Annotated in this window: 25 protein-coding genes; 6 read left to right on the top strand and 19 right to left on the bottom strand. The window is 71.3% G+C overall.

Features of this window, described 5'->3' with window-relative positions:
- Nucleotide 1: 1 nt before the first annotated feature.
- Genes ACFVTX_RS10460 through ACFVTX_RS10440 form a run of 5 tightly spaced genes read right to left on the bottom strand, consistent with a single transcriptional unit; the run spans nt 2 to nt 4,167 of the window.
- On the bottom strand, nt 2–424 hold the full coding sequence (locus ACFVTX_RS10460) for a Fur family transcriptional regulator (RefSeq protein WP_386899766.1): 423 nt from the start codon (nt 422–424) through the stop codon (nt 2–4).
- Nucleotides 421–1,263 carry a metal ABC transporter permease gene (locus tag ACFVTX_RS10455; protein ID WP_386899764.1) on the bottom strand — a complete coding sequence of 281 codons (843 nt, stop codon included), beginning with the start codon at nt 1,261–1,263 and terminating at the stop codon, nt 421–423. Before ACFVTX_RS10455 ends, ACFVTX_RS10460 begins: the two co-directional genes overlap by 4 nt.
- Complete coding sequence (locus tag ACFVTX_RS10450) at nt 1,263–2,216, bottom strand: metal ABC transporter permease (RefSeq protein WP_386899762.1); 954 nt, start codon at nt 2,214–2,216, stop codon at nt 1,263–1,265. Before ACFVTX_RS10450 ends, ACFVTX_RS10455 begins: the two co-directional genes overlap by 1 nt.
- 47 nt (nt 2,217–2,263) lie before the next feature.
- Entirely contained in the window at nt 2,264–3,049 is a 786-nt protein-coding gene (locus tag ACFVTX_RS10445) for a metal ABC transporter ATP-binding protein (protein WP_386899760.1), read from the bottom strand.
- Between the two features lie 5 nt (nt 3,050–3,054).
- Complete coding sequence (locus tag ACFVTX_RS10440) at nt 3,055–4,167, bottom strand: metal ABC transporter substrate-binding protein (protein ID WP_386899758.1); 1,113 nt, start codon at nt 4,165–4,167, stop codon at nt 3,055–3,057.
- Between the two features lie 146 nt (nt 4,168–4,313).
- Between ACFVTX_RS10440 and ACFVTX_RS10435 the strand changes: the two genes are divergently transcribed.
- Nucleotides 4,314–4,802 carry a GNAT family N-acetyltransferase gene (locus ACFVTX_RS10435; RefSeq protein WP_386899756.1) on the top strand — a complete coding sequence of 163 codons (489 nt, stop codon included), beginning with the start codon at nt 4,314–4,316 and terminating at the stop codon, nt 4,800–4,802.
- A 23-nt stretch (nt 4,803–4,825) separates the two neighbouring features.
- Here the strand turns inward: ACFVTX_RS10435 and ACFVTX_RS10430 are convergent, their stop codons facing one another.
- The 4 genes from ACFVTX_RS10430 to hisC all read right to left on the bottom strand — a co-directional run bounded on the left by ACFVTX_RS10430 (nt 4,826) and on the right by hisC (nt 9,637).
- On the bottom strand, nt 4,826–6,247 hold the full coding sequence (locus ACFVTX_RS10430; RefSeq protein WP_386899754.1) for a dihydrolipoamide acetyltransferase family protein: 1,422 nt from the start codon (nt 6,245–6,247) through the stop codon (nt 4,826–4,828).
- A gap of 57 nt (nt 6,248–6,304) precedes the next feature.
- Nucleotides 6,305–7,264: an alpha-ketoacid dehydrogenase subunit beta gene (locus ACFVTX_RS10425; protein ID WP_386900388.1), complete on the bottom strand. Its 960-nt coding sequence runs from the start codon at nt 7,262–7,264 to the stop codon at nt 6,305–6,307.
- Nucleotides 7,265–7,377: 113 nt separating this feature from the next.
- Nucleotides 7,378–8,511 (bottom strand): thiamine pyrophosphate-dependent dehydrogenase E1 component subunit alpha, encoded by a 1,134-nt coding sequence (locus ACFVTX_RS10420; RefSeq protein ID WP_386899752.1) that lies wholly within the window; start codon nt 8,509–8,511, stop codon nt 7,378–7,380.
- 16 nt (nt 8,512–8,527) lie between these two features.
- Nucleotides 8,528–9,637, bottom strand: a complete 1,110-nt coding sequence (gene hisC / locus ACFVTX_RS10415) for a histidinol-phosphate transaminase (RefSeq protein ID WP_386899750.1) — start codon at nt 9,635–9,637, stop codon at nt 8,528–8,530.
- Between the two features lie 52 nt (nt 9,638–9,689).
- Between hisC and ACFVTX_RS10410 the strand changes: the two genes are divergently transcribed.
- Nucleotides 9,690–10,073 (top strand): phage holin family protein, encoded by a 384-nt coding sequence (locus tag ACFVTX_RS10410; protein WP_386899748.1) that lies wholly within the window; start codon nt 9,690–9,692, stop codon nt 10,071–10,073.
- On the opposite strand, the gene ACFVTX_RS10405 is transcribed toward ACFVTX_RS10410, so the two are convergent.
- The 3 genes from ACFVTX_RS10405 to ACFVTX_RS10395 form a co-directional block, all read right to left on the bottom strand.
- Nucleotides 10,074–11,588 (bottom strand): hypothetical protein, encoded by a 1,515-nt coding sequence (locus tag ACFVTX_RS10405; protein WP_386899746.1) that lies wholly within the window; start codon nt 11,586–11,588, stop codon nt 10,074–10,076.
- Complete coding sequence (locus ACFVTX_RS10400; RefSeq protein ID WP_386899744.1) at nt 11,585–12,019, bottom strand: hypothetical protein; 435 nt, start codon at nt 12,017–12,019, stop codon at nt 11,585–11,587. Before ACFVTX_RS10400 ends, ACFVTX_RS10405 begins: the two co-directional genes overlap by 4 nt.
- A gap of 142 nt (nt 12,020–12,161) precedes the next feature.
- Nucleotides 12,162–13,070: an aminoglycoside phosphotransferase family protein gene (locus ACFVTX_RS10395; protein ID WP_386899742.1), complete on the bottom strand. Its 909-nt coding sequence runs from the start codon at nt 13,068–13,070 to the stop codon at nt 12,162–12,164.
- Nucleotides 13,071–13,144: 74 nt separating this feature from the next.
- On the opposite strand from ACFVTX_RS10395, the gene ACFVTX_RS10390 reads away from it, so the two are divergent.
- Both ACFVTX_RS10390 and purB read left to right on the top strand, forming a co-directional pair.
- A complete protein-coding gene (locus ACFVTX_RS10390) occupies nt 13,145–13,672 on the top strand; it encodes a low molecular weight protein-tyrosine-phosphatase (RefSeq protein ID WP_386899740.1) in 528 nt (175 codons plus the stop codon).
- The gene (gene purB / locus ACFVTX_RS10385) at nt 13,669–15,051 is read left to right on the top strand and encodes an adenylosuccinate lyase (protein WP_386899738.1); all 1,383 of its coding nucleotides are present in this window, start codon (nt 13,669–13,671) and stop codon (nt 15,049–15,051) included. Before ACFVTX_RS10390 ends, purB begins: the two co-directional genes overlap by 4 nt.
- Before the next feature lie 78 nt (nt 15,052–15,129).
- On the opposite strand, the gene ACFVTX_RS10380 is transcribed toward purB, so the two are convergent.
- The 4 genes from ACFVTX_RS10380 to ACFVTX_RS10365 all read right to left on the bottom strand — a co-directional run bounded on the left by ACFVTX_RS10380 (nt 15,130) and on the right by ACFVTX_RS10365 (nt 19,160).
- On the bottom strand, nt 15,130–15,423 hold the full coding sequence (locus tag ACFVTX_RS10380) for an ABC transporter ATP-binding protein (protein ID WP_386899736.1): 294 nt from the start codon (nt 15,421–15,423) through the stop codon (nt 15,130–15,132).
- A complete protein-coding gene (locus tag ACFVTX_RS10375) occupies nt 15,420–16,013 on the bottom strand; it encodes an HdeD family acid-resistance protein (protein WP_386899735.1) in 594 nt (197 codons plus the stop codon). The genes ACFVTX_RS10380 and ACFVTX_RS10375 overlap by 4 nt, the downstream gene beginning before the upstream one ends.
- A gap of 161 nt (nt 16,014–16,174) precedes the next feature.
- Nucleotides 16,175–17,518 (bottom strand): Re/Si-specific NAD(P)(+) transhydrogenase subunit beta, encoded by a 1,344-nt coding sequence (gene pntB, locus ACFVTX_RS10370; protein WP_386900386.1) that lies wholly within the window; start codon nt 17,516–17,518, stop codon nt 16,175–16,177.
- Nucleotides 17,519–17,588: 70 nt separating this feature from the next.
- Nucleotides 17,589–19,160: a Re/Si-specific NAD(P)(+) transhydrogenase subunit alpha gene (locus ACFVTX_RS10365; RefSeq protein WP_386899734.1), complete on the bottom strand. Its 1,572-nt coding sequence runs from the start codon at nt 19,158–19,160 to the stop codon at nt 17,589–17,591.
- 408 nt (nt 19,161–19,568) lie between these two features.
- Between ACFVTX_RS10365 and ACFVTX_RS10360 the strand changes: the two genes are divergently transcribed.
- On the top strand, nt 19,569–20,282 hold the full coding sequence (locus tag ACFVTX_RS10360) for an IclR family transcriptional regulator (protein ID WP_386899733.1): 714 nt from the start codon (nt 19,569–19,571) through the stop codon (nt 20,280–20,282).
- Nucleotides 20,283–20,431: 149 nt separating this feature from the next.
- Nucleotides 20,432–20,872, top strand: coding sequence for a hypothetical protein (locus tag ACFVTX_RS10355; protein ID WP_386899731.1), 441 nt, complete (start codon nt 20,432–20,434; stop codon nt 20,870–20,872).
- A gap of 48 nt (nt 20,873–20,920) precedes the next feature.
- Here ACFVTX_RS10355 and ACFVTX_RS10350 read toward each other — a convergent pair whose 3' ends face one another.
- From ACFVTX_RS10350 to ACFVTX_RS10340, 3 genes are all read right to left on the bottom strand, one after another.
- Nucleotides 20,921–22,834: an FAD-binding monooxygenase gene (locus tag ACFVTX_RS10350; protein ID WP_386899728.1), complete on the bottom strand. Its 1,914-nt coding sequence runs from the start codon at nt 22,832–22,834 to the stop codon at nt 20,921–20,923.
- Nucleotides 22,835–22,961: 127 nt separating this feature from the next.
- Nucleotides 22,962–24,491: an HAAS signaling domain-containing protein gene (locus ACFVTX_RS10345; RefSeq protein ID WP_386899726.1), complete on the bottom strand. Its 1,530-nt coding sequence runs from the start codon at nt 24,489–24,491 to the stop codon at nt 22,962–22,964.
- Complete coding sequence (locus tag ACFVTX_RS10340; protein ID WP_386899724.1) at nt 24,488–24,886, bottom strand: PadR family transcriptional regulator; 399 nt, start codon at nt 24,884–24,886, stop codon at nt 24,488–24,490. The genes ACFVTX_RS10345 and ACFVTX_RS10340 overlap by 4 nt, the downstream gene beginning before the upstream one ends.
- Nucleotides 24,887–24,947: the final 61 nt, after the last annotated feature.

The following is a 24,947-nucleotide window of genomic DNA, read 5'->3' as shown; positions in this document are numbered from 1 at the left end:
GCTACTCCCCCGGGGCCGACGCCTCGCGCTCGCGCGCCGCGAGCTCGGTGCAGTTCGCGCACAGCCCGAACACGTCGACGACGTGCGCCGCCTGGGTGAACCCGTGCTCGGCCGCGACCCCCTTCGCCCACGCCTCGACCTCGTCGGCGGCGATCTCGACCGTCAGTCCGCAGTTGCGGCAGATGAGGTGGTGGTGATGACCGGTCGTCGAGCACGCACGGTAGAGCGCCTCGCCGTCGGGCGACTGCAGCGAGTCGGCCTCGCCGCTCGTCGCGAGGTCGCCGAGCGCGCGGTACACCGTGGCGAGGCCGATCGGCGAACCGCTGGCGTGCAGCGCGGAGTGCAGCGCCTGTGCGCTGATGAAGCCCTCGGTCGAGTCGAGCGCCTCTCGAACGGCTTCACGCTGCCAGGTGTTGCGTTTCATGCGAGTCGTGCGCCCTCCGCGGTCTCGACGGGAATGTCGGTGCGCTTCAACGGTAGCGCGCGCACCTTGGAGATCCCGAGTGCGAGCAGGAAGAACGCCGTCGCCGCGAGGGCGATCGACGGACCCGCGGCGATGGCGAATGCGCGCGAGGCGAGCACGCCGACGACGCCCGAAGCCGCACCGATGACGGGGGCCGCGAACAGCACGCCCCGGAACGAGCCGACGACGAGACGCGCCGCCGCCGCGGGCGCCGCGATCAGGGCGATCGCGAGGATCGCGCCGACCGCGGGCAGCGAGCTCACGACCGACGCGGCGGTGAGCCCGAGCACGAGCACCTCGATCGGCCACTCGCGATACCCCATCGCCTTGAATCCGGCGGGGTCGAAGGTCGATAGCGCGATCTCCTTGCCGAAGAGCGCCACGGCGGCCATCGCGATGACGGCGACGCATGCCGCAAGCAGAATGTCTTGGTCGCTCACCGTGAGGATCGAGCCGACGAGCAGGCTCTCGGCGCGCACCGGAAGCCCGGGGATGAGCGCCTGCAGCAGCGCTCCGGCGGCGAAACCGCCGGTCAGCACGATGCCGGCCGCGACCTGCGCACCCTGCCGTCGCACCCGCGAGATTCCGGCCATGATCACGACGAGCACGACGGATGCCACGGCCGCACCGGCGGGGATGCTCACCCCGAGCGCCGCCGCGGCGACCGCCCCCGGGTAGGTGCCGTGCGTGAGCGCCTGGGCGAAGAAGGTGCGCTTGCGCAGCACCACGAGCGCGCCGACGAAGCCAGCGCCGACGCCGATCACGATGGCGGCGAGAAGGGCTCGCTCGAAGTACCCCATCAGCGCCCCTCCCCCACGGTTCCGGCCGGTCGAGGAGCGCCCGACGCAGGAGGACTCCCCGCCGGTCGAGGAGCGCCCGACGCAGGAGGACGCGTCTCGAGACCCCGCACCCACCGCCCGATCCCGAACCCGGCGAGCACCACGACGTACCCGACGACGAACACCGCCACGATCGTCGCACCTGCCGGCAGATCGACCCCCGCCCCGACCGACACGGCGAACCCGGCCGCGAGCCCGAGCCACGCCCCGGCCGCCGCGAACACGGCCGCCACCGGGAACAGCCACCACATCCGCCGCGTGATGAGCCGCGCAACCGCCCCCGGCACGATGAGCAGCGCGAGCACGAGCAGCGTGCCGACCGTGCTCGCCGCCGCGACGACGACCAGCGCGATCGCGCAGTTCAGCACGAGGTCGAGCACGAGCCCCGAGTCGCCCGCGGCGCGACTGCCGCGCGCATCGAAGGCCCGGAAGAGCTGCTGCTTGAGCGTCAGCCCGACTGCGATGAGCGCAACGAGGCTCACCACGACGAGCGGCAGCACCTGCTCGGGCGGAATCGTCAGCACCCGCCCGAACAACAGCGCCTCGAGCTCACCGGCGTAGTCGTCGCTCTTCGAGACGACGATCACGCCGATGCTGAAGGTCGCCGTGAGCACGATCGCGATCGCCGCGTCGGAGGTGATCCCGGCCCGGTCGAGCCAGGTGAGTGCGAGCGCACCGGCGAGCGCCGCGACCGCAGCGCCCGGCAGGAGACCGCTCGTGCCGCCCACTGCGAGCCCGATCGCGAGCCCCGGGAACACCGCGTGGGTGAGCCCGTCGCTGATGAACTCGAGTCCGCGCAGATTCACGAGCACCCCGACGACTCCGGCGACGACCGCGAGCACAAGCATGACGAGCAGGGCCCGGCTCATGAAGGGCAGCGCGAACGCGCCGAACAGGGCGTCGCTCAGTGACATCCGTCGCCCCTCCCCCGCCGAAGCAACTCATATGCGTGAAACTGCATTCAATGGCCCTCGTGGCCCGGCACGACGACGGTGTGCTCGTCGATCTCGACCTCGACGCCCTCGAAGCACTCCTGCACGTTGCCGAGCGTGAGCACTTCGTCGACCGGCCCGAACGCGAGCTGAACCCCGTTGACGAAGAGCACCGAATCGCAGACCTGGCGGGCGAGTTCGAGGTCGTGCGTCGAGACGAGCACCGCGACGCCGCGGCCCTTCAGCTCGCGAACGGTCTCGATGAGCGCGTCGCGGTTGACCTGGTCGAGCCCGTTGAACGGCTCGTCGAGCAGCAGCAGCGCGGGGTCGGAGGCGAGCGCGCGCGCGAGCAGTCCGCGCTGGCGCTGCCCGCCCGACAGCTCGCCGAACGGTCGCTTCGCGAGCGCCGCGAGCCCCACCGTCTCGAGCGCCTGCGCCACGGCCGACCGATCGCTGCGCCCCGGCCAGCGGAAGAGCCCCAGTCCGCGGTACCGGCCCTGCATGACGACCTGCTCGAGGCTGATCGGGAAGTCGGGGTCGAGGTCGGCCGACTGGGGGAGGAATGAGACCATGCCGCTCGCGGTAAGCGATGCCCGTCCGATGCCGAGTTCGACGCCGCCGAGCTCCACCATGCCCGCGGTCCGCGGTACGAGCCCGAGGATTCCCTTGAGCAACGTCGACTTGCCGGCGCCATTCGGCCCGATGAGCGCGACCGCCTCGCCCGGCGCGATCTCGAGGTCGAGCCCCGAGACGCCCGAGCCGCCCGGGTGGGTGAAGGCGGCCCCGCGAAGCCGCAGCACGGGGGAGTGGGTCATGCGAGTCATCCTTGCAGCAGCGCGGGAAGCGCGGTAGGCGTGACGCCCCACGATTCGAGGATCAGCCGCGCGTTGTGGATCTGGCTGCCGAGGTACGTCTCGCCCCCGCTGCCGGCCGCGCCAAGCGAGTCGCCGTAGAGCGCGTCAGGACCCGAGTAGACCGCGACGCCCGACTCCGCGGCGATCGTCTCGGCTGCCTTCGCCGAGATCGACGCCTCCGAGAACACCGCCTGCACGCCGGTCGCCTCGATCTTCGCGACGAGCGCGTCGATCTCGGCGGCGCTCGGCTCGGCGTTGTCGTCGAAGCTCGGGATGATGCTGCCGACGAAGGTCACGTCGTAGGCATCGACGAAGTAGGTGAACGCGTCGTGGTTCGTGACGAGCAGGCGGTCGGCGGCCGGAACCTGCTCGACGTTCTCCTCGATCCACGCGTCGAGCGCGTCGAGCTTCGCGAGGTACGCGGTCTCGTTCGCCTCGAGCTGCACCGTGTCGATGCCGTCGACCGTCTCGAGTCCGTCGGCGATGTTCTCGACCATGTCCTCGGCGAGCTCGGGGTCCGTCCAGATATGGGGGTTGCCGTCGCCGTGGTCGTGACCAGCATGGTCGGTGTCGTCGGCTTCGGCCTCGTCGTGCGCGTGCTCGTGCTCGTCGTCGGCCGCGTCATCGCTCGCCTCGTCGGCGTGCTCGTGCTCCGTGGCCTCCGCCTCGTCGTGATCGTGGTCGTCGGTGCCGAACATCTCGATGCCGGTGCTCGCGTCGATGAGCACGCCGTCGAAGCCCGAGGCGTCGATCGCGTCGTCGAGCCAGCTCTCGAGGCCGCCGCCGTTGACGACGAGTGCGTCGGCGTTGCTGAGCGCGAGGAGCTGCGCGGCCGACGGGTCGAAGCTGTGTGCGCTCTGGCCGGGTGAGAGGAGCTGCGTGAGCTCGGCGTCGCCGCCGAGGAGTTCGCGGGTGAAGTCGCCGACCTGGGTCGTCGTCGCGACGATCTGCGGCCCGGTGCTCTCACTGGATGCCGCAGGGCCCGCACAGCCCGCGAGGGCGAGCACGCCGACCGTCGCGGCGGCACCGGCGCCGATCAGGGTTCGCGTGCGGCGGGTCGGTCGAGTGCTGGCGTCCATGCTTCGAACCTACGCTTATTGATAATGATTGTCAAAACCATGTGGGGTGCTGCCGCCTCTTCCAACCAGAACCGTTCACCCGCCATTCCCCGTCATGCTGCGCTCAGCACTTGGCGGTGTCGGCGCCGCATGGGAGAGTGAAGTACGTGGATACGACGACGGCCCCGATCACGCTGCACCCATTCACCGTCGCCGACGCCGAGCGCGTGCTCTCCGGCACGGTCGATCCCCACGACGGTTGGGAGGGGGCGTACGCCTTCACCGACGAACCCGAGCTCCTCGCCGAGTACGTGCGCGCGGTCGCGCAGAACGGCGACCCCCGGCCCTTCGGCCCCTATCTCGTGCGCCGCGGCGAAGACGGCCCCGCCATCGGGGGAGTGAACCTCTTCGGCCCGCCCGACGCCGACGGCGCCGTCGAGTTCGACTTCGGCCTCGTGCCCGCCGTGCGCGGCCAGGGCCTCGCGCTGCACACCGTGATCGCCGCCGTCGACCTCGCCCGATCGACCGGGCTCGCCCGGATCGTGCGCGCCTCCGCCGAGGTGTCGAACCTGCCGGCGCGCCGAACCCTCGAGCGCACCGGCTTCGTCGAGGCGAGCCGCACCCCCGACTCGATCACGTACGAGTACCGCCTCTGACGACCGCCGCTCGGCGGTGGGCGCTACTCGAGCAGCAGCGCCGGCTCCTCGATGATCGAGGCGACGTCGGCGACGAAGCGCGAGACGACGTCGCCGTCGACGACGCGGTGGTCGAACGAGCCGCCGATGGTCGTCACGAAGCGCGGACGCACCTCGCCGTCGACGACCCACGGCTTCTGCTTGATCGTTCCGAGCGCGACGATGCCGACCTCGCCCGGGTTGAGGATCGGGGTGCCGGTGTCCATGCCGAACACGCCGATGTTCGTGATCGTGATGGTGCCGTTCTGCATCTCGGCGGGCTGCGTCTTGCCCTCGCGCGCCGTGAGGGTGAGCTGCTCGAGCGCGGTCGCGAGCTCGACCATCGACATGTCCTGCGCGTTCTTCACGTTCGGCACGATGAGTCCGCGGGGCGTCGCCGCGGCGATGCCGAGGTTCACGTAGTGCTTCACGATGATCTCGTCATCGGTCCACTGCGCGTTGACGGTGGGGTTGCGGCGCACCGCCCACAGCATCGCCTTCGCCATGATGAGCAGCGGCGAGATCTTGATGCCGGCGTAGTCGGGGGAGGCCTTGAGGCGCTTGAGGTACTCCATCGTGCGGGTCGCGTCGACGTCGACGAACACCGATACATGCGGCGCCGAGTATGCGCTCTGCACCATCGCGTTCGCGATCGCCTTGCGCACGCCCTTCACGGGAATGCGGGTCTCGCGGTCGGCGGGCGCCTCGGGCGTCTGGATGTTGCGGAACACGCTCGCCTGGCTCGCCTCGCGGATCACGTCGTCGCGCGTGATGTCGCCGATCGGCCCGGTGGGCGCGACCCGGGAGAGGTCGACGCCGAGGTCCTTCGCGAGCTTTCGGATCGGCGGCTTCGCGATCACGGGCACGCGCGATTCGGCGCGCTGCGCACCTGCGAGACCGGCGGATGCCACGGGCGCGCCGCTGACCGCGGGCGCTGCGACCGGCGCGGCGGGCGCCGGGGGAGCGACGACCGGGGGAGCGGGCGGGGTCGCGAGCTTCTCGTGCGCGCCGCCGGGGGCGGGGTGCCGACGGCGGCGGGTCGCCGCGGGGCCGGATGCGCCGTGGCCGACGAGCACGGCACCGCCGCCCTCCTCAGCCGCCGGGGCAGCCGCAGCCGCAGGAGCCGGAGCGACGGCGGCAGCGACCCCGCCGCCACCCGCGCCGGCCGCAGGCGCGGCCCCCGCGGCATCCGTCTGGATCACCAGGATGGGCGTGCCGACGTCGACGGTCCTGCCCTCTTCGACGAGCAGCTCGGAGACGACGCCCTCGAACGCGCTCGGCAGCTCGACGAGCGACTTCGCGGTTTCGATCTCGACGAACACCTGGTCGAGCACGATGCGATCGCCGGGCGCGACACGCCACTGCACGATCTCGGCCTCGGTGAGGCCCTCGCCGACATCGGGAAGGGGGAATCGGATCTCGCTCATCAGTCTTACCCTCGCAGTCGAGTCATGCCGTCAGCTGCATGTCTGAATCGTGTGGTGTCAGTACGCCAGTGCCCGGTCGACGGCCTCGAGCACCCGGTCGGGGCTCGGAAGGTATTCGGTCTCGAGCGCTGCCGGCGGGAACGGGGTGTCGAAGGCCGACACCCTGAGCACCGGCGCCTCGAGCGAGTAGAACGCCCGCTCGGCGACGGTCGCGGCGATCTCGGAGCCGACCGAGACGTTGCCGTACGCCTCCTGGGCGACGACGAGCCGGCCGGTGCGGTGCACCGAGTCGAGCAGGGGGCCGTAGTCGATGGGGGAGAGGGAGCGGAGGTCGACGACCTCGATGCTCGTGCCCTCCTCCGCGGCGACGTCGGCGGCCTGCAGCAGCGTCGACACCATCGCGCCGTGCCCGACGACCGTGATGTCGGTGCCCTGGCGCACGACGCGGCTCGCGTGCAGCGGAAGGCCGGCGTGGTCGAGGTCGACGGGGCCCTTCGGCCAGTAGCGGCTCTTCGGTTCGAAGAACAGCACCGGGTCGCGCGACTCGATGGCCTCGCGGATCATCCAGTACGCGTCGTGCGGGTTCGACGGGCTGACAACGCGCAGCCCGGGGGTGTGCGCGAAGTAGGCCTCGGGGCTCTCCTGGTGGTGCTCGATCGACCCGATGTGCCCGCCGTAGGGCACGCGGATCACGATCGGCATCGACAGCGAACCGTCGTGGCGCAGGGTCTGCCGCGCGAGCTGCGTCGTGATCTGGTCGAACGCGGGGAAGATGAAGCCGTCGAACTGGATCTCGCACACCGGCCGGTAGCCGCGCATCGCGAGCCCGATCGCCGTGCCGACGATGCCCGACTCGGCGAGCGGGGTGTCGAGCACCCGCTTCGCGCCGAATTCGGCCGAGAGCCCCTCGGTGACGCGGAACACGCCGCCGAGCGGGCCGATGTCCTCGCCCATGAGCAGCACCTTCTCGTCGGCGCGCATCGCGTCGCGGAGGCCCGCGGTGATGGCCTTCGCCATCGACAGGGTCTGCACGCCGCGCACGGCGTCGTCGGGCTGCGCCGCTGCAGGGGCGGATGCCTCGGGCGCGTCGTGTGCGTCGCTCACGCGAACCTCCTCGTCGATCCGGCCGGTCATGCGGCGTCTCCGTCGAACGAGTTCTCGAACTCGTCGAGCCATGCGTGCTGCGCGGTCATGAGCGGGTGCGGCTCGCTGTACACGTGCTCGAAGATCGTCTCGCGCGTCGGGCCCGTGATGTCGAGTGCGCGGCGGCGCACATCGGCGGCGACGTCGGATGCCTCCTGGTCGACCTCGTCGAAGAACGCGGCCGAAGCGCCACGGCTCTCGAGCCAGGTGCGGTACCGGGCGATCGGATCGCGCTCGGCCCAGTACGCCACCTCGTCGTCGGTGCGGTACTTCGTGGGGTCGTCGGCCGTGGTGTGGGCGCCCATGCGGTAGGTGAGCGCCTCGATGAGGCTCGGCCCCTCGCCCGCGCGAGCCTCTTCGAGGGCCTTGCGGGTGGCGGCGTAGCTCACGAGCACGTCATTGCCGTCGATGCGGATTCCGGGCATCCCGAACCCGCCGCCGCGCAGCGACAGCGGGCTGCGCGACTGGCGCGAGACCGGCACCGAGATGGCCCACTGGTTGTTCTGCACGAAGAAGACCTGCGGGGCCGCGTAGCTCGAGGCGAAGACGAGCGCTTCGCTCGCGTCGCCCTGCGAGGTCGAGCCGTCGCCGTAGTAGACGAGCACCGCGGCATCCGTCTCAGGGTCGCCCGTCGCCGTCGCGCCGTCGAACTGCAGGCCCATCGCGTAGCCGGTGGCATGCAGCGTCTGCGAGGCGAGCACGAGCGTGTAGAGGTGGAAGTTGCCGTTCTCCTCGGGGTTCCACCCGCCGAGGGTGACGCCGCGCAGCAGCGCGAGGATGCGCACCGGGTCGAGCCCGCGGATCATGCCGACGATGTGCTCGCGGTACGAGGGGAACAGGTGGTCCTGCGGGCGGGCGGCGTGCGCCGACCCGACCTGCGCGGCCTCCTGGCCCGAGCTCGGCACCCAGAGCGCCAACTGGCCCTGGCGCTGCAGGTTCGCACCGGCGGTGTCGAGCCTCCGCGAGACCGTCATGTCGCGGTAGAACCGCTGCAGCATCGCGTCGTCGAGTGCTTCGACGATCGGCAGATACTCCTCGGCCTCGGGGCTCGGGCGCAACTCGCCCTCAGGGGTCAGGAGCTGAACCGTCGGCGCGGTGAAGTCTCTCTCGCGGGCTGCCACCGTTCCACGCTACCCGCTAGACGGGACGCCCTTCTTGTGAAGCCGGTACAAGCTCGCCGAGAATCCGGAGGAGGGTATCGACAGACTCCTCCTCACCGATGGACACCCGGATGCCGGCCGGCGGGAACGCCCGCGTCACGAGACCGGCGTCGAAGAGCCGGTCGGCGACCTCGGTCGTCGCCTCGCCCGAGGGCAGCCAGATGAAGTTGCCCTGCGCCACCGGGATCGGCCAGCCCTGCGCGATGAGCGCCGCCCGCACGCGGTCGCGGCGCTCGGCGATCACCTGCACGCGCGACTGCAGCTCGGCCTCGGCGACCGGCTCGAGCGAGGCGATCGCCGCCGCGGTCGAGGCGGCCGTCACGCTCAACGGGGTGATCGTCGCGCGCGCGGCATCGAGGATCGCCTCGGGCCCGATCGCGTAGCCGACGCGCAGGCCCGCGAGCCCGTACGCCTTCGAGAAGGTGCGCAGCACCACCAGGTTCGGGTAGCGGCCGAGCAGGGTCGCGCCGTCGACGGACGCCCCATCGCGGACGAATTCGATGTACGCCTCGTCGAGCAGCACGAGGAGGTCGGCCGGCACCTTCGCCATGAACGCCTCGAACTCGGCGGCCGTCACGACGGTGCCGGTCGGGTTGTTCGGCGAGCAGACGATCACGACGCGGGTCCGGTCGGTGATCGCCGCGGCCATCGCATCGAGGTCGTGCCCGTGGTCGGCGCGGTTCGGCACCTGCACGCTCGACGCACCCGACACGGTCACGAGGCCCGGGTAGGCCTCGAACGAACGCCACGAGTAGACGACCTCGTCGCCCGGTGCGGCGGCCGCCTGGATGAGCGCGGCGAGCAGCGCCACCGAGCCTGCCCCGACGAGCACCTCGTCGGCGGTGACCCCGTAGCGGGCGGCGAGCGTTTCGCGCAGGGCCAGCGCCGTGGCATCGGGGTAGCGGTTGATGCTCGTCGCCGAGGCGGCGACGGCAGCGGCGACCGAGGGCAGCGGGTCGAAGGGGTTCTCGTTGCTCGAGAGCTTGAACCCGTCGGCGGGCGCCGGGCGGCCCTGTCGATACGGCGGGAGGGCGGCGATCTCGGGGCGCAGACGAACGGCTGCGCGGGGCGACTCCGGTGCGTTCACGCGATCCACCGTACCCCTTCGCCTTCGTGGGCCCGTCTGACAGAGTGGGTGCATGCGATTCATCGTGAAGGTCATCGTCATCGCGTTCGCACTCTGGCTGACGACGCTCATCGTGTCGGGCGTCAGTGTGGTGCCGTATGAGGACACCGACGTCGCGACCGTGCTCACCTACCTCCTGGTCGCTCTCATCTTCGGGCTCGTGAACGCGATCGTCGGCACCTTCATCAGGGTCGTCGCGTTCCCGATCTACGTCATCACGCTCGGTCTCATCTCGTTCATCGTCAACGGCCTGCTGCTGCTGCTCGTCGACTGGATCAGCGGGCTCATGGGCTTCGGCCTCGTGGTCGAGAGCTTCTGGTGGGGCGTGCTCGGCGCACTCGTGCTCGGGCTCATCAGCTGGCTCATCGGGCTCGTCGTCCGGCCCTCGCGCGACTGATCAGAACCCGCCCGACTCTTCGCGCTCGCGCTCCTCGGGCGCACGTTCCGCGATCCACTCGCTGACGGCGCCCTGCCCGCCGCCCGTGAACGCGAGCAGCTCGCGGAGTCGCACGAGTTCGGCCGCCTCGGCCTCGTCGATGAGCGCCGCCGTCTCGCGGTAGCTCTCGAGGGTATGCGCAGGCAACGCACCGCCATAGCGGTGCAGCTCGTCGGCGACGCTGCGCGTGACGGTCGTGCGCTCGGGGGAGGCGTGACCCGAGCCGCCGACGGCGGGGATCACGTCTTCGTCGTGGGCGACGTCGAGCACCGGACGCCCCGGATGCGTCGGGGCCGAGTCGCCCGGTCCGCCGAAGTTCGCCCCGCCGACCGCGTTGACCGCCGGGTCGCGCACGATCTCGTGCACGATGATGCCGCCGCCCGAGTGGCCTGCGGCGTACACCGGGTCGCCCGGGGCGATGCCCGCCGCCGCCATGGCCGCGCGCACCGCGCGCTCGCCGGCGCCCGACTCGGCGCCGGCGGTGCGGAGGGCGTCGAGCACCGAGTCGTCGGCGATGCCGGTGGTGTTCGAGGTCATGTCGAACGGTTCGCGGTCGGCGACGATCGCGGGGTCGACGGTGCCGCTGATGTAGACGATCCACCGCGGGTCGTCGCCCTCGCCGTAGCGCTCGATTCGGATCTGCGGCCCCTCGCCGCCCGGGATGCGCGACGCGAGCTCGGCGAAGCTCGCCGGTGCCTGCACGGTGCGTTCGGGGCCCTCACTCGGGTGGCCCGCGGGCGCACTCCCGTCGCCGTCGCGATCGGCGCCCTCGGCGCGCCGCACCGTGACCGGCGTCTCGACGAGCGCCCTCGAGCCGACGATCGCTGCGAGGGCGAGCAGGATCGACGCGTTCTCGGGCGCCTTGGCCGACTGCCCGAGCGTCGCCGCGAGCGCGCCCGCACCGGGGACGTGCGACGCGCCGAGCGCGAACTCGTCGGCCGAGTCGACAGCTACGCGCACCGCACGCACGAAATTCGGATCGGAGAGCAGATGCCGGTTGGCGGCGATCCAGTCGTTCAGCGGGGTCGAACCCCAGAGCTTCGCCAGCCCCGCGTTGGCGCCGAGCCCGAGCGCCGCGGTGCCGGCGACCACCAGCCCGGTCGGAGAGGTGAGAAAGGAGCCGAGCAGGAACGCCGCGAGCCCGCCGCCGGCCTGCCAGAGCCCGTCGATCGACCGCTCCGTCGCCCCGTACCGTTCGGCGCTCGCGACGAGCGCGGCCCGCAGCTCGTCGCCGTCGGATTCGCAGCGCTGCAGGTGCCGGTCGAGTTCGTGCAGCATCGCGGCAGGTCTGGGTTCGGCCCACCCGCCGCCGCGGTCGGCGCCGATCGCATCGAGTTCGGCGGCGAGCGCACCCACCTGGCCGCGCACTGCAACGAGGGCGCTCGCTGCTCCGCCGAGGCGGATCGCGTCGCCGAGGAGTTCGTCGGTGGCGACGGCGGTCGAGCCACCGCCCGAGATCGTGATGGTGTCGCTCACGAGCGGCCTCCCGCGACGCTGCGGACGCCCACCGTCGCACGCTCTGCGGCACGGCTCACGAGCCTCGCCTCCTCGGCGAGGGCCGCCTCGCGGTCGGCGCGCGCCCGTTCCTCCGCGTCGCGCGCGGCCTGCTCGAACGCCGCGAGCTCCGTCTGCATGCGACGGATCCGCTCATCGAGTTCGGCGGACGCCGCGTCGAGCCGTTCGACCCCGGCGAGCACCAGCGCGCGAAGGTCGTGCAAGCTCTCGGCGTAGCGGTCGGCCGCCTCCGACCGCCACGTGCCCCCGTCGGACGGCAGCAGCGCCGCCGTCTGCCCGATGTCCGTGCGCAGCGCGGAGAGGCGCACGCGCACCGCGGTGGCGGAGTCGATCCGTTCGGTGGTGGCGGCGCGACCGGTGAGGGCCGCGACGACCGCGTCTGAGGCATCCATCCGGCCAGCCTGCCGAACCCGACGGGGCCTTCCGCCATCGAGCAGCCGCGCGTGGGGCGAACGCCGCGCATCCCCGTTTGTGGAGGAGAAGTGAGAGGAGAAGTGAGGAGAAACTGGGAAGGAAGCGGCGGAGACCACCGCCTCAACCCGCGAGCACCTGCTCGAGCGCGAACCGGCCCAGCCGGGCGATCGGACCGTCGCCCTCGACCGTGTCGACGACCGAGCTGCCCCAGACGAGCGCCCAGCCGCGGGCGCGCCGCCACGTCGCCGCGTCGATCGCGCGGCGCGCCTCGATCTCGCGCACGAACTCGGCGCGCCCCTCGGCCTCGAACGTCAGCCAGGCGGTCGCGAGGTCGGTCGCCGGGTCGCCCGCAGTGAGGTCGCCGAAGTCGATCACCGCGCTGAGGGCGCCGGATGCCTCGAGCACGAGGTTGCCCGAATGCAGGTCGCCGTGCAGCCACACCGGGGCGTCCGCCCAGGCCGGGGCGGCGAGCGCGTCGTCCCAGATCTCGCGGAGACGCACGCCCGCAGGGGTGCCGAGTGCCGCATCGAGTCGCCCGCGCGCGAAACGCTCGCGCACCGAGTCGTCGCGGGCGGCGAGCGGCACCCCGCGGTACGGATTGCGCGGGGCGCCGGCGGCCGCCGGCGCGTGGAGGGCGTCGACGAAACCGGCGAGCGCGGGCGCGAGACCCGCCCGTTCGACCGGAGCGCGAGTGGCCGCGTTCGCCCCGTCGAACCAGGGCACGATGCTCCACGGGGCGTCGAAGCCGAGCTCGGGCGCCTGACGGCCGATGCGCACCGGTGCGGGCACCGCGACGGGAAGCCGGGCGGCGAGCGCGGGCAGCCAGCGCTGTTCGTGCTCGATGAGCGGCACGGCGATTCGGCGACGCGGAAGACGCACGGCGTACGCGGCGCCGAGCCGGTAGATCGCGTTGTCCCACCCGTTCGCGACGAACTCGACGGGTCCGGCGAGGTCGGGGTGCTGGCTCGCGAGCAACCGCGCCACCAGTTCGGCGTCGACGTGCAACTCGGCCGCCGGAGCATCCGCCATCGTTCTCGAACCTTTCGTGTTTCTGGTCGCCGTACCCATTCCTGAAAGAGGCATTCTCCTCCACAATGGAAGCCATGACGCGAGCGGAACCCGCGGGGGACGCTGCGCAGCCCTTCAGAGTCTCGTTCGTGTGCACCGGCAACATCTGCCGGTCGCCGATGGCCGAGGTCGTGCTGCGCTCCCTCGCTGAAGAGGCGGGGCTGTCGAGCGCGCTCTCGATCGAATCGGCGGCGACCGGAGACTGGCACGTCGGCGAACCCGCCGACCAGCGCACGGTCGAAGCGCTCGCCCGGGCGGGGTACGACGGCAGCCACCACCGCGCGCGCCAGTTCGACGCCGGCGACTTCCCCGAGCTCGACCTCGTCGTCGCGTTCGACCGGGGTCAGGCGCGGATCCTGCGCAACTGGGCGGCGGCCGGTGCCGAGCAGCACAAGGTGCGCATGCTGCTCGATTTCGAGCCCTCCCTCATGGAGCAGCAGGACGTCCCCGACCCCTACTACTCCGACGATGCGATGTTCGATCGAGTACTTGAGATGATTGAGAGGTCGACCCAGGCGCTCTTCCGCCAACTCGCACCCGCTCTCAGACAAGGAATCCGATGACTTCGCTGCCTCCCCAGCCGCTCAGCCCCCTCGACGGCCGGTACCGTTCGGCGGTCGGCGAGCTCGGCGAGCACCTCTCCGAGGCGGGCCTCAACCGGGCGCGCGTCCACGTCGAGGTCGAGTGGCTCATCGCCCAGACCGACCGCGGATTCTTCGGCTCGACCCCGCTGAGCGACCACCAGAAGTCGGCGCTGCGCCAGGTCGTCACCGACTTCGGCCAGGCCGACATCGACGAGCTCGCGACCCTCGAGGCGACGACCCGCCACGACGTGAAGGCCGTCGAGTACTACGTGCGCCGCCGACTCTCCGACCTCGGCCTCGACGCGATCGCCGAGCTCACCCACTTCGCGTGCACCTCGGAGGACATCAACAACCTCTCGTACGCGGTCACCGTGCGCGACGCCGTGCAGCAGGTGTGGCTGCCGAAGTACCGCTCGGTCATCGCGACCCTGCAGGCGCTCGCGGTCGAGCACCGCGATGCCGCGATGCTCAGCCGCACGCACGGCCAGCCCGCGACCCCCTCGACCATGGGCAAGGAGCTCGCGGTCTTCGTCTACCGGCTCGGCCGCATCGCCGCGCAGGTCGAGGCGACCGAGTACCTCGGCAAGTTCTCGGGCGCGACGGGCACGTTCTCGGCGCACCTCGTCGCCGCGCCGGATGTCTCGTGGCCGACCGTGTCGCAGGAATTCGTGGAGTCGCTCGGCCTCACCTGGAACCCGCTCACCACGCAGATCGAGTCGCACGACTGGCAGGCCGAGCTCTACGGCAAGATCTCGCACGCGAACCGCGTCCTGCACAACCTCGCGACCGACATCTGGACCTACATCTCGCTCGGCTACTTCCGGCAGATCCCCGCGGCCGGGGCGACGGGCTCGTCGACGATGCCGCACAAGGTCAACCCGATCCGCTTCGAGAACGCCGAGGCGAACCTCGAACTCTCGAGCGCGCTGCTCGACTCGCTCGCCGCGACGCTCGTCACCTCGCGCCTCCAGCGCGACCTGACCGACTCCTCGGCGCAGCGCAACATCGGCGTCGGCTTCGGCCACTCGATGCTCGCGCTCGACAACATCCAGCGCGGCCTCGGCGAGATCGACCTCGACCGTGCGCTCCTCCTCGACGACCTCGACCACAACTGGGAGGTGCTCGGCGAGGCGATCCAGACGGTGATCCGCGCCGAGGTCGTCGCCGGGCGTTCGACGATCGCCGACCCGTACGCACTCCTCAAGGAGCTCACGCGCGGCAAGCGCGTCGGCGCTGAAGACCTCGCCTCGTTCGTCGAGGCGCTCGAGATCGGCGACGAGGCGAAGGCCCGACTGCTGGCCCTCACCCCGGCCACGTACGTCGGCATCGCCGACGAGCTCGTCGACCGGCTGCCGTAAGGCGGCCGGCGCAACGCTCGCACCGGGCCCGCACCGTTCGCGGTGCGGGCCTTCGCTGTCTGCGCGGCGCGCCCGCGCTCAGTGCCGGGTCGGGCCCTGGGGCGCGTCGGGCTCGGAGCCGTCGGGGCCGCCCTCGCCGAGCTCGGCCTGCTCCTCGGCGTTCGGCTTGATCGCCATCTGCAGCAGGGCGAGCACGACGAGCACGATGATGAAGACGCCGCCGGTGCCGATGAGGGTGATGGTCCAGTCGCGGGTGGCGACGAGGCAGATCACGCCGACGAAGATCGCGGCGATCGCGGCGCCGCCGACGTACTCGGCCGGCCGGAGCCTGTCTTGCCGGCTCGGCTGGTACTCACCGGAAGGCTGGGTCACGACTGCTGCTCCGCTCCTGCCGCGGCGGTGCCGTCGGCGGTCTGGTTCGCGGCCCACTTGAGCGAGAGGCCGCCGATCACGAGGAACACCCCGAGGATCACGAGATAGCCGCCGAGGAGGCCGACGGCGGTGACGGCATCGGGCGGAAGGAGCAGGAACACGATCGCGAGCACGGCCGTGAAGGCGCCGACGGCGATCCAGTCGCGGGCCGCGGCGGTGCGGCCGCGCGAGCGCAGGCCGGCGTAGAGCTCGACGAAGCCGGTGACGGCGGCCCACACGCTCACGAGGTAGAGCAGGAAGGGCAGGCCGCCCGGCACCGAGAGGGCGAGGAGGCCGGCCGCGACCGTGACGACGGCGTTGATCGCGAAGAGCGATCGGATGCCACGGCCGCCGAGGAGACGCAGGCCGAGCGCCCCGACGACGAGGCCGGAGACGACGGCCCAGATGCCGAACACGAGCAGCCCGAGCTCGGGCGAGTGGTTCGGCGAGAAGGTGATGACGACCGCCGGGGCGATCGCGAGGAGACCGCGGACGACCGGGACGACCCAGTACTGCGGGCGCTCCGGGGATGCATCGCGGGCGGTGGCCACGGCGACCTCTTTCACATCGGAGGGGGTTACCGATCCATCCTACGCGGGAGCGGGCTGAGCGGATGCCGCACCGGTGGTCGAGGAGCGGAGCGTCTCGAGACCCGTCCCAAGGTCTCGAGACGCGTGCTCCTTCGTCGCTCGCTCCTCGACCACCGGTCGCACTACAGCACCCGCAGCAGGTCCTCCACGCGCTGCTTCGCGTCGCCGAACAGCATCTGCGCGTTGTCGCGGGTGAACAGCGGGTTGGCGACACCCGCGTAGCCCGAGGCCATGGAGCGCTTGAACACGATGACGTTCTGCGCCTCCCACACCTTGAGCACGGGCATGCCGGCGATGGGGCTGCCGGGGTCTTCGGCGGCGGCCGGGTTGACGGTGTCGTTCGCGCCGATGACGAGGACGACGGTGGTCGAGCCGAAGTCGTCGTTGATCTCGTCCATCTCCTCGACGATGTCGTACGGCACCTTCGCCTCGGCGAGCAGCACGTTCATGTGGCCCGGCAAGCGGCCCGCGACGGGGTGGATGCCGAAGCGCACCTCGACGCCGCGCTCGCGCAGCTTCGCCGTGAGCTCGGCGACCGGGTACTGCGCCTGCGCCACCGCCATGCCGTAGCCGGGCGTGATGATGACCGACGATGCGCCCCGCAGCAGCTCCGCGGCATCCTCGACGGTGACCTCGCGCGTCTCGCCCTCGACCTCGCCCGAGGAGGTGGGCGCTGCGATGCCGAAGCCGCCCGCGATCACCGAGATGAACGAGCGGTTCATCGCCTTGCACATGATGTACGAGAGGTACGCACCCGAGGAGCCGACGAGCGCGCCGGTGACGATGAGCAGGTCGTTGTTCAGGAGGAAGCCCGCTGCCGCGGCCGCCCAGCCCGAGTAACTGTTGAGCATCGAGATGACGACCGGCATGTCGCCGCCGCCGATGGATGCCACGAGGTGCCAGCCGAGCGCGAGCGCGAGCGCCGTCACCACGACGAGGAGCCACAGCTCGGGGGTGATCACGTACCAGACGGTGAGCACCACGAACGCGACCAGGGCGCCGAGGTTCAGCGCGTTCTTGCCCGGCAGCATGAGCGGAGCCGACTTCATGCGCGCAGAGAGCTTCAGGAACGCGACGATCGAGCCCGTGAAGGTGACGGCGCCGATGAACACGCCGATGAAGACCTCGGCGTGGTGGATGTCGAGGAGGGCACCGGTCATGCCGGTCTCCTCGAGGGCGCCGTTCCAGCCGACGAGCACGGCGGCGAGGCCGACGAAGCTGTGCAGCAGCGCGATGAGCTCGGGCATGCCGGTCATCGCGACGCGGCGGGCCCGCCAGAGGCCGATCGCGGCGCCGATGGCGACGGCCGCGACGAGCAGGATGAGCCCCGTCGTCGTGGCGGGTTCGCCCCAGGTGCTCGCGAAGGTGGCGTAGACGGTCGCGATGAGCGCGATCGTCATGCCGGCGATGCCGTAGCTGACACCGGACTTGGCGGTCTCGTGCTTGCTGAGCCCCGCGAGGCTCATGATGAACAGCAGCGCCGCGACGATGTACGCGGCACCCGCGATCGACGCGGGGGTGAGCAGCGAGGTCGTTTCAGCCACGGTCGGCTCCAGTCTTGGCGGCGGGCGCACCCTTCGCGAACATCGCGAGCATGCGTCGGGTCACGGCGAAACCGCCGAAGATGTTGATGCTGGCGAGCAGCACGGCGACGGCCGCGAGGATCTGCACCACGAGCACGTCGCTCGTGATCTGCACCATCGCGCCGACGATGATGATGCCCGAGATCGCGTTCGTCACGCTCATGAGCGGAGTGTGCAGCGCGTGCGCCACCTTGCCGATCACGTAGAAGCCGACGACGACCGAGAGCACGAGCACCGTGAAGTGCTGCGGCAGCGGCGCGGGAGCGATCGCGTTCACCGCGAACAGCGCAGCGATGCCGACGGCGACGAGCGCCGCCTTCTTCGCGGCCGACATGGGCCGTTTCGGTTCGGGGGCGGGCGCGGCATCCGATGCGGCGTTCGCGGATGCCGCGGGCGCGGCGGAGACCTGGACCGGCGGCGGCGGCCAGGTGACCGCGCCGTCGCGCGTCACCGTCACCGAGCGCTGCACGATGTCGTCGAAGTCGAGGGTGAGCTCGCCGTCCTTGCCGGGCGTGAGCAGCTTGACGAGGTTCACGACGTTCGTGCCGTACAGCTGCGAGGCCTGCGTCGGCAGGCGCGAGGCGAGATCGGTGTAGCCGAGGATCGTGACGCCGTTCGGCGTGACGATCTTCTCGCCCGCGACCGAGCCCTCGACGTTGCCGCCCATGCCGGCCGCCATGTCGACGATGACGCTGCCCGACTTCATGCTCGCGACGTCGGCCGCCGTGATGAGCTTCGGCGCCGGGCGGCCCGGGATGAGCGCCGTCGTGATGATGAGGTCGACGTCGGCGGCCTGCTCGGAGTAGATCTCGGCGGCCCGGCGGTCGTACGCCTCGCTCGTCGCCTTCGCGTAGCCGTCGGTCGACTGCTCGACCTCCACCTCGACCGCGAGGTACTCGCCGCCGATGGACTTCACCTGGTCCGCGACCTCGGGGCGCGGGTCGGTGGCGCGCACGATGGCGCCGAGGCTGGATGCCGCGCCGATCGCGGCGAGACCGGCGACGCCGGCGCCCGCGACGAGCACCTTCGCGGGCGGCACCTTGCCCGCCGCCGTGACCTGCCCGGTGAAGAAGCGGCCGAACTCGTGCGCCGCCTCGACCACCGCGCGGTAGCCGGCGATGTTCGCCATCGAGCTCAGCACGTCCATCGACTGGGCCCGGGAGATGCGCGGAACCGCGTCCATCGCGAGCGCCGTCACGCCGCGCGCGGCGAGCGCTTCGAGCAGTTCGGGCTTGAAGGCCGGGGCGAGCAGGCCCACGATCGTCGTGCCGGGCGCGAGCCCGGCGATCTCGGCCTCGGTGGGGGCGTTCACCTTGAGCACGAGGCCGCTTGCGAGCGCGTCGGCGCCGTCGACGATCGTGGCCCCCGCCTCGCGGTACGCGTCATCGGCGAACGACGATGCGCGACCCGCACCGGCCTCGACCACGACTTCGTACCCCAGGGCGATCAACTGCTTCACCGTCGCGGGTGTCGCAGCGACCCTGGTCTCGGGCGGCTGCTCGGTGACGACACCGATGCGCGTCATGCGGCTCTCCTTCTTCGTCGAAGCGGCCGCCGTGCGCGGCGCTCTCAGCGTGCGGCACCTTCGTCGCGGAGCCGGCGAGCCGGTTGCGGCGACGGTGCTGCATGTCGGCACCACTGTAGGGGCACAGAACTTCCTTCATGCGAAAGTTACGTTCCGTTATGCGGAATCGTTGCGGGTCTGTGATCCGAGGTGGTGCTGGCCTCAGCGTAGGGCGCGAACGAGAAGGTCAGGGCGGAAATGTCGACGAATCGCCGCGAAGGATTCGCGGTTCTTTCGCGAGGCGGAACTTCGGGACCGGCGCCGGGGCCTCGCATGGCGCGCCCCCGGCCGCCCAGTCGGCGCACTGGGGTGGAGCGGGGCGCCGGCGCAGCATCCGAAAGTCGAGCAGGGCGTTCTAGTATCGGACGCATGGCGGCAGACTCCACGGCGGCGAACGCCGGCTCGCAGACGCTGAGCCGTGGCATCCGCATTCTCGAAGTGCTCGCCGATGCCGACCGGGCGCTCTCGATCGACGAGGTCGCGGCCGAGCTCGGCGTGCACCGCTCGGTCGCGTATCGGCTGCTGCGCACCCTCGAGCACCACGGACTCGCCGCGCGCGACGCCGCCGGCCGCATCTCGCTCGGCGCGGGGCTCGCAGCCCTCGCCGCCGGGGTGCAGCGCGACCTGCAGCAGCTCGCACTGCCCGAGCTCGCCGAGGTCGCCGACGAACTCGGGATGACCTGCCTCCTCGCCGTGCTGCTCGACGGCGACGAGGCCGTCACCCTCGTGAGCGCCTCTCCGCGCCGCACCGCGGCCGTGTCGTACCGCCCCGGCCACCGGCACCCGATCACCCGCGGCGGGCCGGGCAAGGCGATCCTGCTGGGGCTGCCCGAGTCGCGCTGGCCCGCCGACATCCCCGAGTCGCTGCGCGCCGAGATCGACGCGAGCCGCACCCGCGGGTACACGGTGAGCCACGACGAGGTCGTGGAGTCGCTGCGTTCGGTCGCGGTGCCGCTCACGCTGCCCGGGCAGCCGCCGGCGGCGATCGCGGTGATCCACGTCTCGTTCCCCCGGCCCGAGGCCGAGCTCGCCGAGCGGTTGCAGGCCGCTGCCGCGAACCTGCAGCGCGCCTCGGGCGGGTGAATCCCTGCCGCCTCGACGCAGTCGATCAGTCGATCAGTCGATCAGTCGATCAGTCGATCGATCAGGATTCGAGAAGCGCACCGACGGCCCGCACCCGTAGCGTGGGACCCAGATCTCAACACCACGGAACGCACCGAAGGAGCAACGACATGGCTGTCACGACGAACGATGGACTCTCCGCCGACGAGCGCGCCGCCGTCAAGCAGCGCGCCGCCGAACTCCGGGCGCAGGCGAAGGCCGGCAAGACCCGCGAGGCGGGCGAGAAGGCGCTGCGTGCGGCGATCGCGGAGATGCCGGATGACGACCGCGAACTCGCCGAGGGCATCGACCGCATCGTGAAGGACGTCGCCCCGCACCTGTTCCCGAAGACCTGGTACGGGTTCCCGGCGTACACCGACGACGACGGCAAGATCGTGCTGTTCTTCAAGGCCGCGTCGAAGTTCACGACCCGTTACGCGACGCTCGGGTTCGAAGAGGCGGCGCAGCTCGACGACGGCGACCTGTGGGTCACCTCGTTCGCGCTGCTGAAGCTGACGCCCGAGACCGAGGCGCGGATCACCGCGCACATCCGCAAGGCCGCAGGGGTCTGAGGTCCGCCGGGGTGCCGAGCGTGCAGCTCGGCACCCGGCGCCCGCGGCTCAGCGCTCGAGCATCTGCCCCGCGAAGAACTCGCCGAGCTCGGCGGTCGCGCGAAGCGGCAGCACGTGCGCGACGTACCCGTCGGGGCGCACCACGACGACCGCGCCGTCGCGCGAGATGCCGCGCTCCTCGAAGATGTCGCTCGGGCACCAGTAGCTCGGGCCTGCGGCGAACACCTTCTCCCAGTCCATGAGGCCGAGCGGCCCGGTCTGCGGGCGGAACAGCTCGGGCGCGCGGGTCACGTCGACCTCGTCGTGCGGCTGCTGGTAGATCGCCTTCACGTCGAACACCGCATCGAGATCGGCGCCGTCGGGCGTGAAGCGCACGATGGGCGAGTTGGGCGAGCTCGCGATCCACGCGGCCCAGTCGCTCAGGGCGGATGCCTCGCCCGCACCCGGTGCGTCGGCGAAGGCGTAGATGCGCCAGCGGCCGTCGGCCTTGGCGTGGTGGCCGAGGTGCACGACGTTGCCGTCGCAGACGAACGAGACCTGCGCCGACTTGAAGCGCTTGCCGATCGGGAACCCCGTTGCGAGCGCCTGATGCGCGGCCTGCCCGACGATCATCGACGGTTCGTAGGTCGTCATGAACCCCGACGGGAACTCGGCGGTGCCGAGGTAGAAGGTCGCGAGCTCCTGCGGGTCGCTGATCTCCTCGGGCTTTCGCGCCATGAGGCTCGACCATTCGCGGTCGAAGTCGATGAGCTGCTGCGCGACGGGCTGCCGTTCGGCCGAGTACGTCGACAGCAGCGACGCCGGGGCCTGCCCCGAGACGACCGAGCCGAGCTTCCAGCCGAGGTTGAAGCCGTCCTGCATCGAGACGTTCATGCCCTGACCCGCTTTCGCGCTGTGCGTGTGGCACGCGTCACCGGTGAGGAACACCCGCGGCGTGGCATCCGCCCCATCGCTCGAACGGTCGTCGAAGTGATCGGTGACCCGGTGCCCGACCTCGTAGACGCTGAACCAGGCCACGTCGCGCACGTCGAGCGTGTACGGGTGGAGGATGTCGTTCGCCTTCGCGATGATCGCCTCGATGGGGGTCTTGCGAACCTCGTGGTCGTCGTCCTCGGCCACCGCCCCCAGGTCGATGTACATGCGCGAGAGGTAGCCGCCCTCGCGCGGGATGTGCAGGATGTTGCCCGCCGCCGAGTTGATCGCGCACTTGGTGCGCCAGTCGGGGAAGTCGGTGTTGACGACCACGTCCATGACGCCCCAGGCGTGCGCCGAGATGCCGCCGAGGTGCTTGCGGCCGATGGCCTCGCGCACGGCGCTGCGGGCGCCGTCGCAGCCGGCCACGTACTTGGCGTGCACGGTGCGCTCCTCGCCGGTGCGCTCGCCCGCGGTGTGGCGGAGGCGCACTTCGACGGGGTAGCCCGACGCTGCCGCCTCGCTGCCGTCTTCGTGCACGGTGAGCCCGAGGAACTCGATGCCGTAGTCGGGCGCGATGCGCCCCGGCCCGTGCGCTGCGGCCTCGGCGAAGTAGTCGAGCACGCGCGCCTGGTTCACGATGAGGTGCGGGAACTCGCTGATCTTGTACCCGTAGTCCTCGGTGCGCGAGGTCCGGATGATGTTCTGCGGCGCCTCGGGGTCGGGCCCCCAGAAGTTCATGTAGCCGATGTTGTACGCCTCGGCCGTGATGCGCTCGGCGAAGCCGAACATCTGGAAGGTCTCGACGCTGCGCGGCTGGATGCCGTCGGCCTGCCCGAGCACGAGCCGCCCGTCGCGGCGTTCGACGATGCGGGTGACGACGTCGGGGTACTGCGAGAGCTGTGCGGCGAGCAGCATGCCGGCGGGGCCCGAGCCGACGATGAGTACGTCGACCTCGTCGGGCAGCTCCTCGGGGCGGTCGAGGCCGATACCCGCTGCGGGCTGCACCCGGGGATCGCCGGACACGTAGCCGTGGTGGTGGAACTGCACGGTTGGGCTCCTCACATCGTCGTGGAGAGTTCGATAATCGAACGCGCTATTCGGTTATCGCGCGAGGCAATGGTAGGCCGGGCGCGCCGGACGCACAAGTCACCGACCGGATGCCACGTGGCGGGCGCTATTCGGCGGGGGACCCGAGCGGTCGGCGCCGACCAGCGAGGAGGAGCCTCACGGCGATCGCGAGCTGCACGAGCCCGGCGACCACCGCGACGATCGGGACCACCTCGATCGCCGGTGAGTGCGCGGCTGCGATGTCGTACACCCCGCCCGCCTCGGCCAGTTCGAGCTCTCGCAGCTGTTCGGGATCGGCCACGAAGAACGCGAGCGCGAACCAGGTGATCACGGGAAGCGCGAGCGAGGTGAGCCAGCGATCGACCGGCGCCCATCGGGGCGATCGCTGCACGAGCACCGCTACGGTGAGCCACACCGCCAGCCCGGCGAAGGCGAACGCCGTGCCCGTCAGGCTCCCGCCGCTCATCAGAATCACCGCCGGTGCGGCGACCGCACCCACGAGCGAACGGGCGGCCGCGTTGAGGGGCGCCCGTCGAGCGTTCGGCGTGGATGCCTTCGCGTTCACACCGCCCGGCGCAACGAATCTCGCCGCGGCCCAGCCGGCAGAGAACAGCGCGATCGGCAGCACCCATCGGGCGACCGGGTCGAGGAGCGTCGCAGGGTCGTGCAGTTCGGCCGGAAGCGTCCGGCAGACGTCGCCGGCGCAACGGGTGAGCAGCGGAACCGCGCGCGTGACGTCGATCACGACGAACGCGAGGACGACGCCGAACAGCACGAGCGCGACGGCGCCGATCGCGCGTTCGGCGATGCTCCAACTCGTCGAGGCGATGAAGACGACGAGCGCGAGTGCGAGCACCGCACCTGCGACCCCCGCCGTGACCGGGAGGGCGCGCCAGTCGCCGGCGACGAGCGTCGGCACCGTCACGACGAGCAGCGCGACGGGCGTCGCCACGGTCGCGACGACACCCGCGAACCGCCCGTCGAACGAACCGAGTGCGCCGCTGCGCGGCGGGCGTCCTACGTCGGCGCGTGGCACCCGCATCCGTCGCTGCCCGTCGGGTCGCCGAAGGCGGAGCAGCAGATAGCCCGCGACCACGGGCGCCGCGAAGAACACGAGCGACCAGTTGCCGAACGCACCGAGCCGCCCGAGGCTCAGCATCGGCAGCGCGAAGACGATGAACAGCGGATTGGCGAGAGTGGCGACGATCTTGTCGCCGAGACCCCAGCGCGGGCTGCACCAGACCAGTACGAGAGCGATGACGACCACGATCGGCGAGATGAAGAGGCCGAGCGCGGTCGCCAGGAGCGTGATGACGACGACCGGCCGCGACGAGAGCACCCGCACCCACGGCGATGCGGCCGAGGTCTCGATCGACGGCGCGACCGGCAGCGCGTCGGGTGCCTCGTCGACCGGCTCCACGGCCGCGGCGATCACCGCGGGGTCGCCGAGTTCGCTGATCGCGCGCTCGACATCGAATGCCTCGCCGCGCTCGGCGGCATCGGCGTCGGCGTCGTCGAGGTGCTCGGCGATCTCCGCGGTGATGTCGGCTGCGCGGGCAGGGTCGACGGCCGCGACGGCGATGCGGACCGCCTCGAGGTACGCCTCCACACGGACATCGGTGGGCCTGGTGCTCATCGCGGGTTCCTCTCATCGCGCTCATCGTCGAGCGCCTCGTCGGATGCCTCGTCGGTCGTCGTGTGCGGCGGCGCGAGCGCCTGGCCCACCGAGACGGCGAGCGCCTGCCACCCCGCCTCGAAGACGCCGACGGCCTCCGTGCCCGCCGGTGTCAGGCGGTAGTACCGGCGCGGCGGGCCGACGGCCGACTCGCGCCACTGCGTTTCGACCAGCCCGGCTTCGCGCAGGCGCGCGAGCATCGGATACAGCGAGCCCTCGCTCGCGAGCAGGCCGAGTTCGAAGAGCCGCTTCGCGAGGTCGCGCCCGTAGATGTCCCCGTGGCCGATGACGGCGAGGGCGCACCCCTCGAGCACCCCCTTCCGGAGGTTCGCCTGCGTCCTCGCATCAGCTTGCATGCGATGCATGGTAGCAGTCGACGCAAGGTACCGAACAGTCGAATGTCCCGGCACGACGTGC

This window comes from Agromyces sp. NPDC058136 (assembly GCF_042884375.1).
Lineage (GTDB): Bacteria > Actinomycetota > Actinomycetes > Actinomycetales > Microbacteriaceae > Agromyces.
This window is presented reverse-complemented; position numbering and strand designations above follow the sequence as displayed.

What these genes read in the sequence shown, in the direction of transcription:
- ACFVTX_RS10460 (WP_386899766.1), bottom strand. Translation starts at nt 424, where the DNA reads ATGAAACGCAACACCTGGCAGCGTGAAGCCGTTCGAGAGGCGCTCGAC.
- ACFVTX_RS10455 (WP_386899764.1), bottom strand. Translation starts at nt 1,263, where the DNA reads ATGGGGTACTTCGAGCGAGCCCTTCTCGCCGCCATCGTGATCGGCGTC.
- ACFVTX_RS10450 (WP_386899762.1), bottom strand. Translation starts at nt 2,216, where the DNA reads ATGTCACTGAGCGACGCCCTGTTCGGCGCGTTCGCGCTGCCCTTCATG.
- ACFVTX_RS10445 (WP_386899760.1), bottom strand. Translation starts at nt 3,049, where the DNA reads ATGACCCACTCCCCCGTGCTGCGGCTTCGCGGGGCCGCCTTCACCCAC.
- ACFVTX_RS10440 (WP_386899758.1), bottom strand. Translation starts at nt 4,167, where the DNA reads ATGGACGCCAGCACTCGACCGACCCGCCGCACGCGAACCCTGATCGGC.
- ACFVTX_RS10430 (WP_386899754.1), bottom strand. Translation starts at nt 6,247, where the DNA reads ATGAGCGAGATCCGATTCCCCCTTCCCGATGTCGGCGAGGGCCTCACC.
- ACFVTX_RS10425 (WP_386900388.1), bottom strand. Translation starts at nt 7,264, where the DNA reads ATGGCGAAGGCCATCACCGCGGGCCTCCGCGACGCGATGCGCGCCGAC.
- ACFVTX_RS10410 (WP_386899748.1), top strand. Translation starts at nt 9,690, where the DNA reads ATGCGATTCATCGTGAAGGTCATCGTCATCGCGTTCGCACTCTGGCTG.
- ACFVTX_RS10400 (WP_386899744.1), bottom strand. Translation starts at nt 12,019, where the DNA reads ATGGATGCCTCAGACGCGGTCGTCGCGGCCCTCACCGGTCGCGCCGCC.
- ACFVTX_RS10395 (WP_386899742.1), bottom strand. Translation starts at nt 13,070, where the DNA reads ATGGCGGATGCTCCGGCGGCCGAGTTGCACGTCGACGCCGAACTGGTG.
- ACFVTX_RS10390 (WP_386899740.1), top strand. Translation starts at nt 13,145, where the DNA reads ATGACGCGAGCGGAACCCGCGGGGGACGCTGCGCAGCCCTTCAGAGTC.
- purB (WP_386899738.1), top strand. Translation starts at nt 13,669, where the DNA reads ATGACTTCGCTGCCTCCCCAGCCGCTCAGCCCCCTCGACGGCCGGTAC.
- pntB (WP_386900386.1), bottom strand. Translation starts at nt 17,518, where the DNA reads ATGAGCCTCGCGGGGCTCAGCAAGCACGAGACCGCCAAGTCCGGTGTC.
- ACFVTX_RS10365 (WP_386899734.1), bottom strand. Translation starts at nt 19,160, where the DNA reads ATGACGCGCATCGGTGTCGTCACCGAGCAGCCGCCCGAGACCAGGGTC.
- ACFVTX_RS10360 (WP_386899733.1), top strand. Translation starts at nt 19,569, where the DNA reads ATGGCGGCAGACTCCACGGCGGCGAACGCCGGCTCGCAGACGCTGAGC.
- ACFVTX_RS10355 (WP_386899731.1), top strand. Translation starts at nt 20,432, where the DNA reads ATGGCTGTCACGACGAACGATGGACTCTCCGCCGACGAGCGCGCCGCC.
- ACFVTX_RS10345 (WP_386899726.1), bottom strand. Translation starts at nt 24,491, where the DNA reads ATGAGCACCAGGCCCACCGATGTCCGTGTGGAGGCGTACCTCGAGGCG.
- ACFVTX_RS10340 (WP_386899724.1), bottom strand. Translation starts at nt 24,886, where the DNA reads ATGCAAGCTGATGCGAGGACGCAGGCGAACCTCCGGAAGGGGGTGCTC.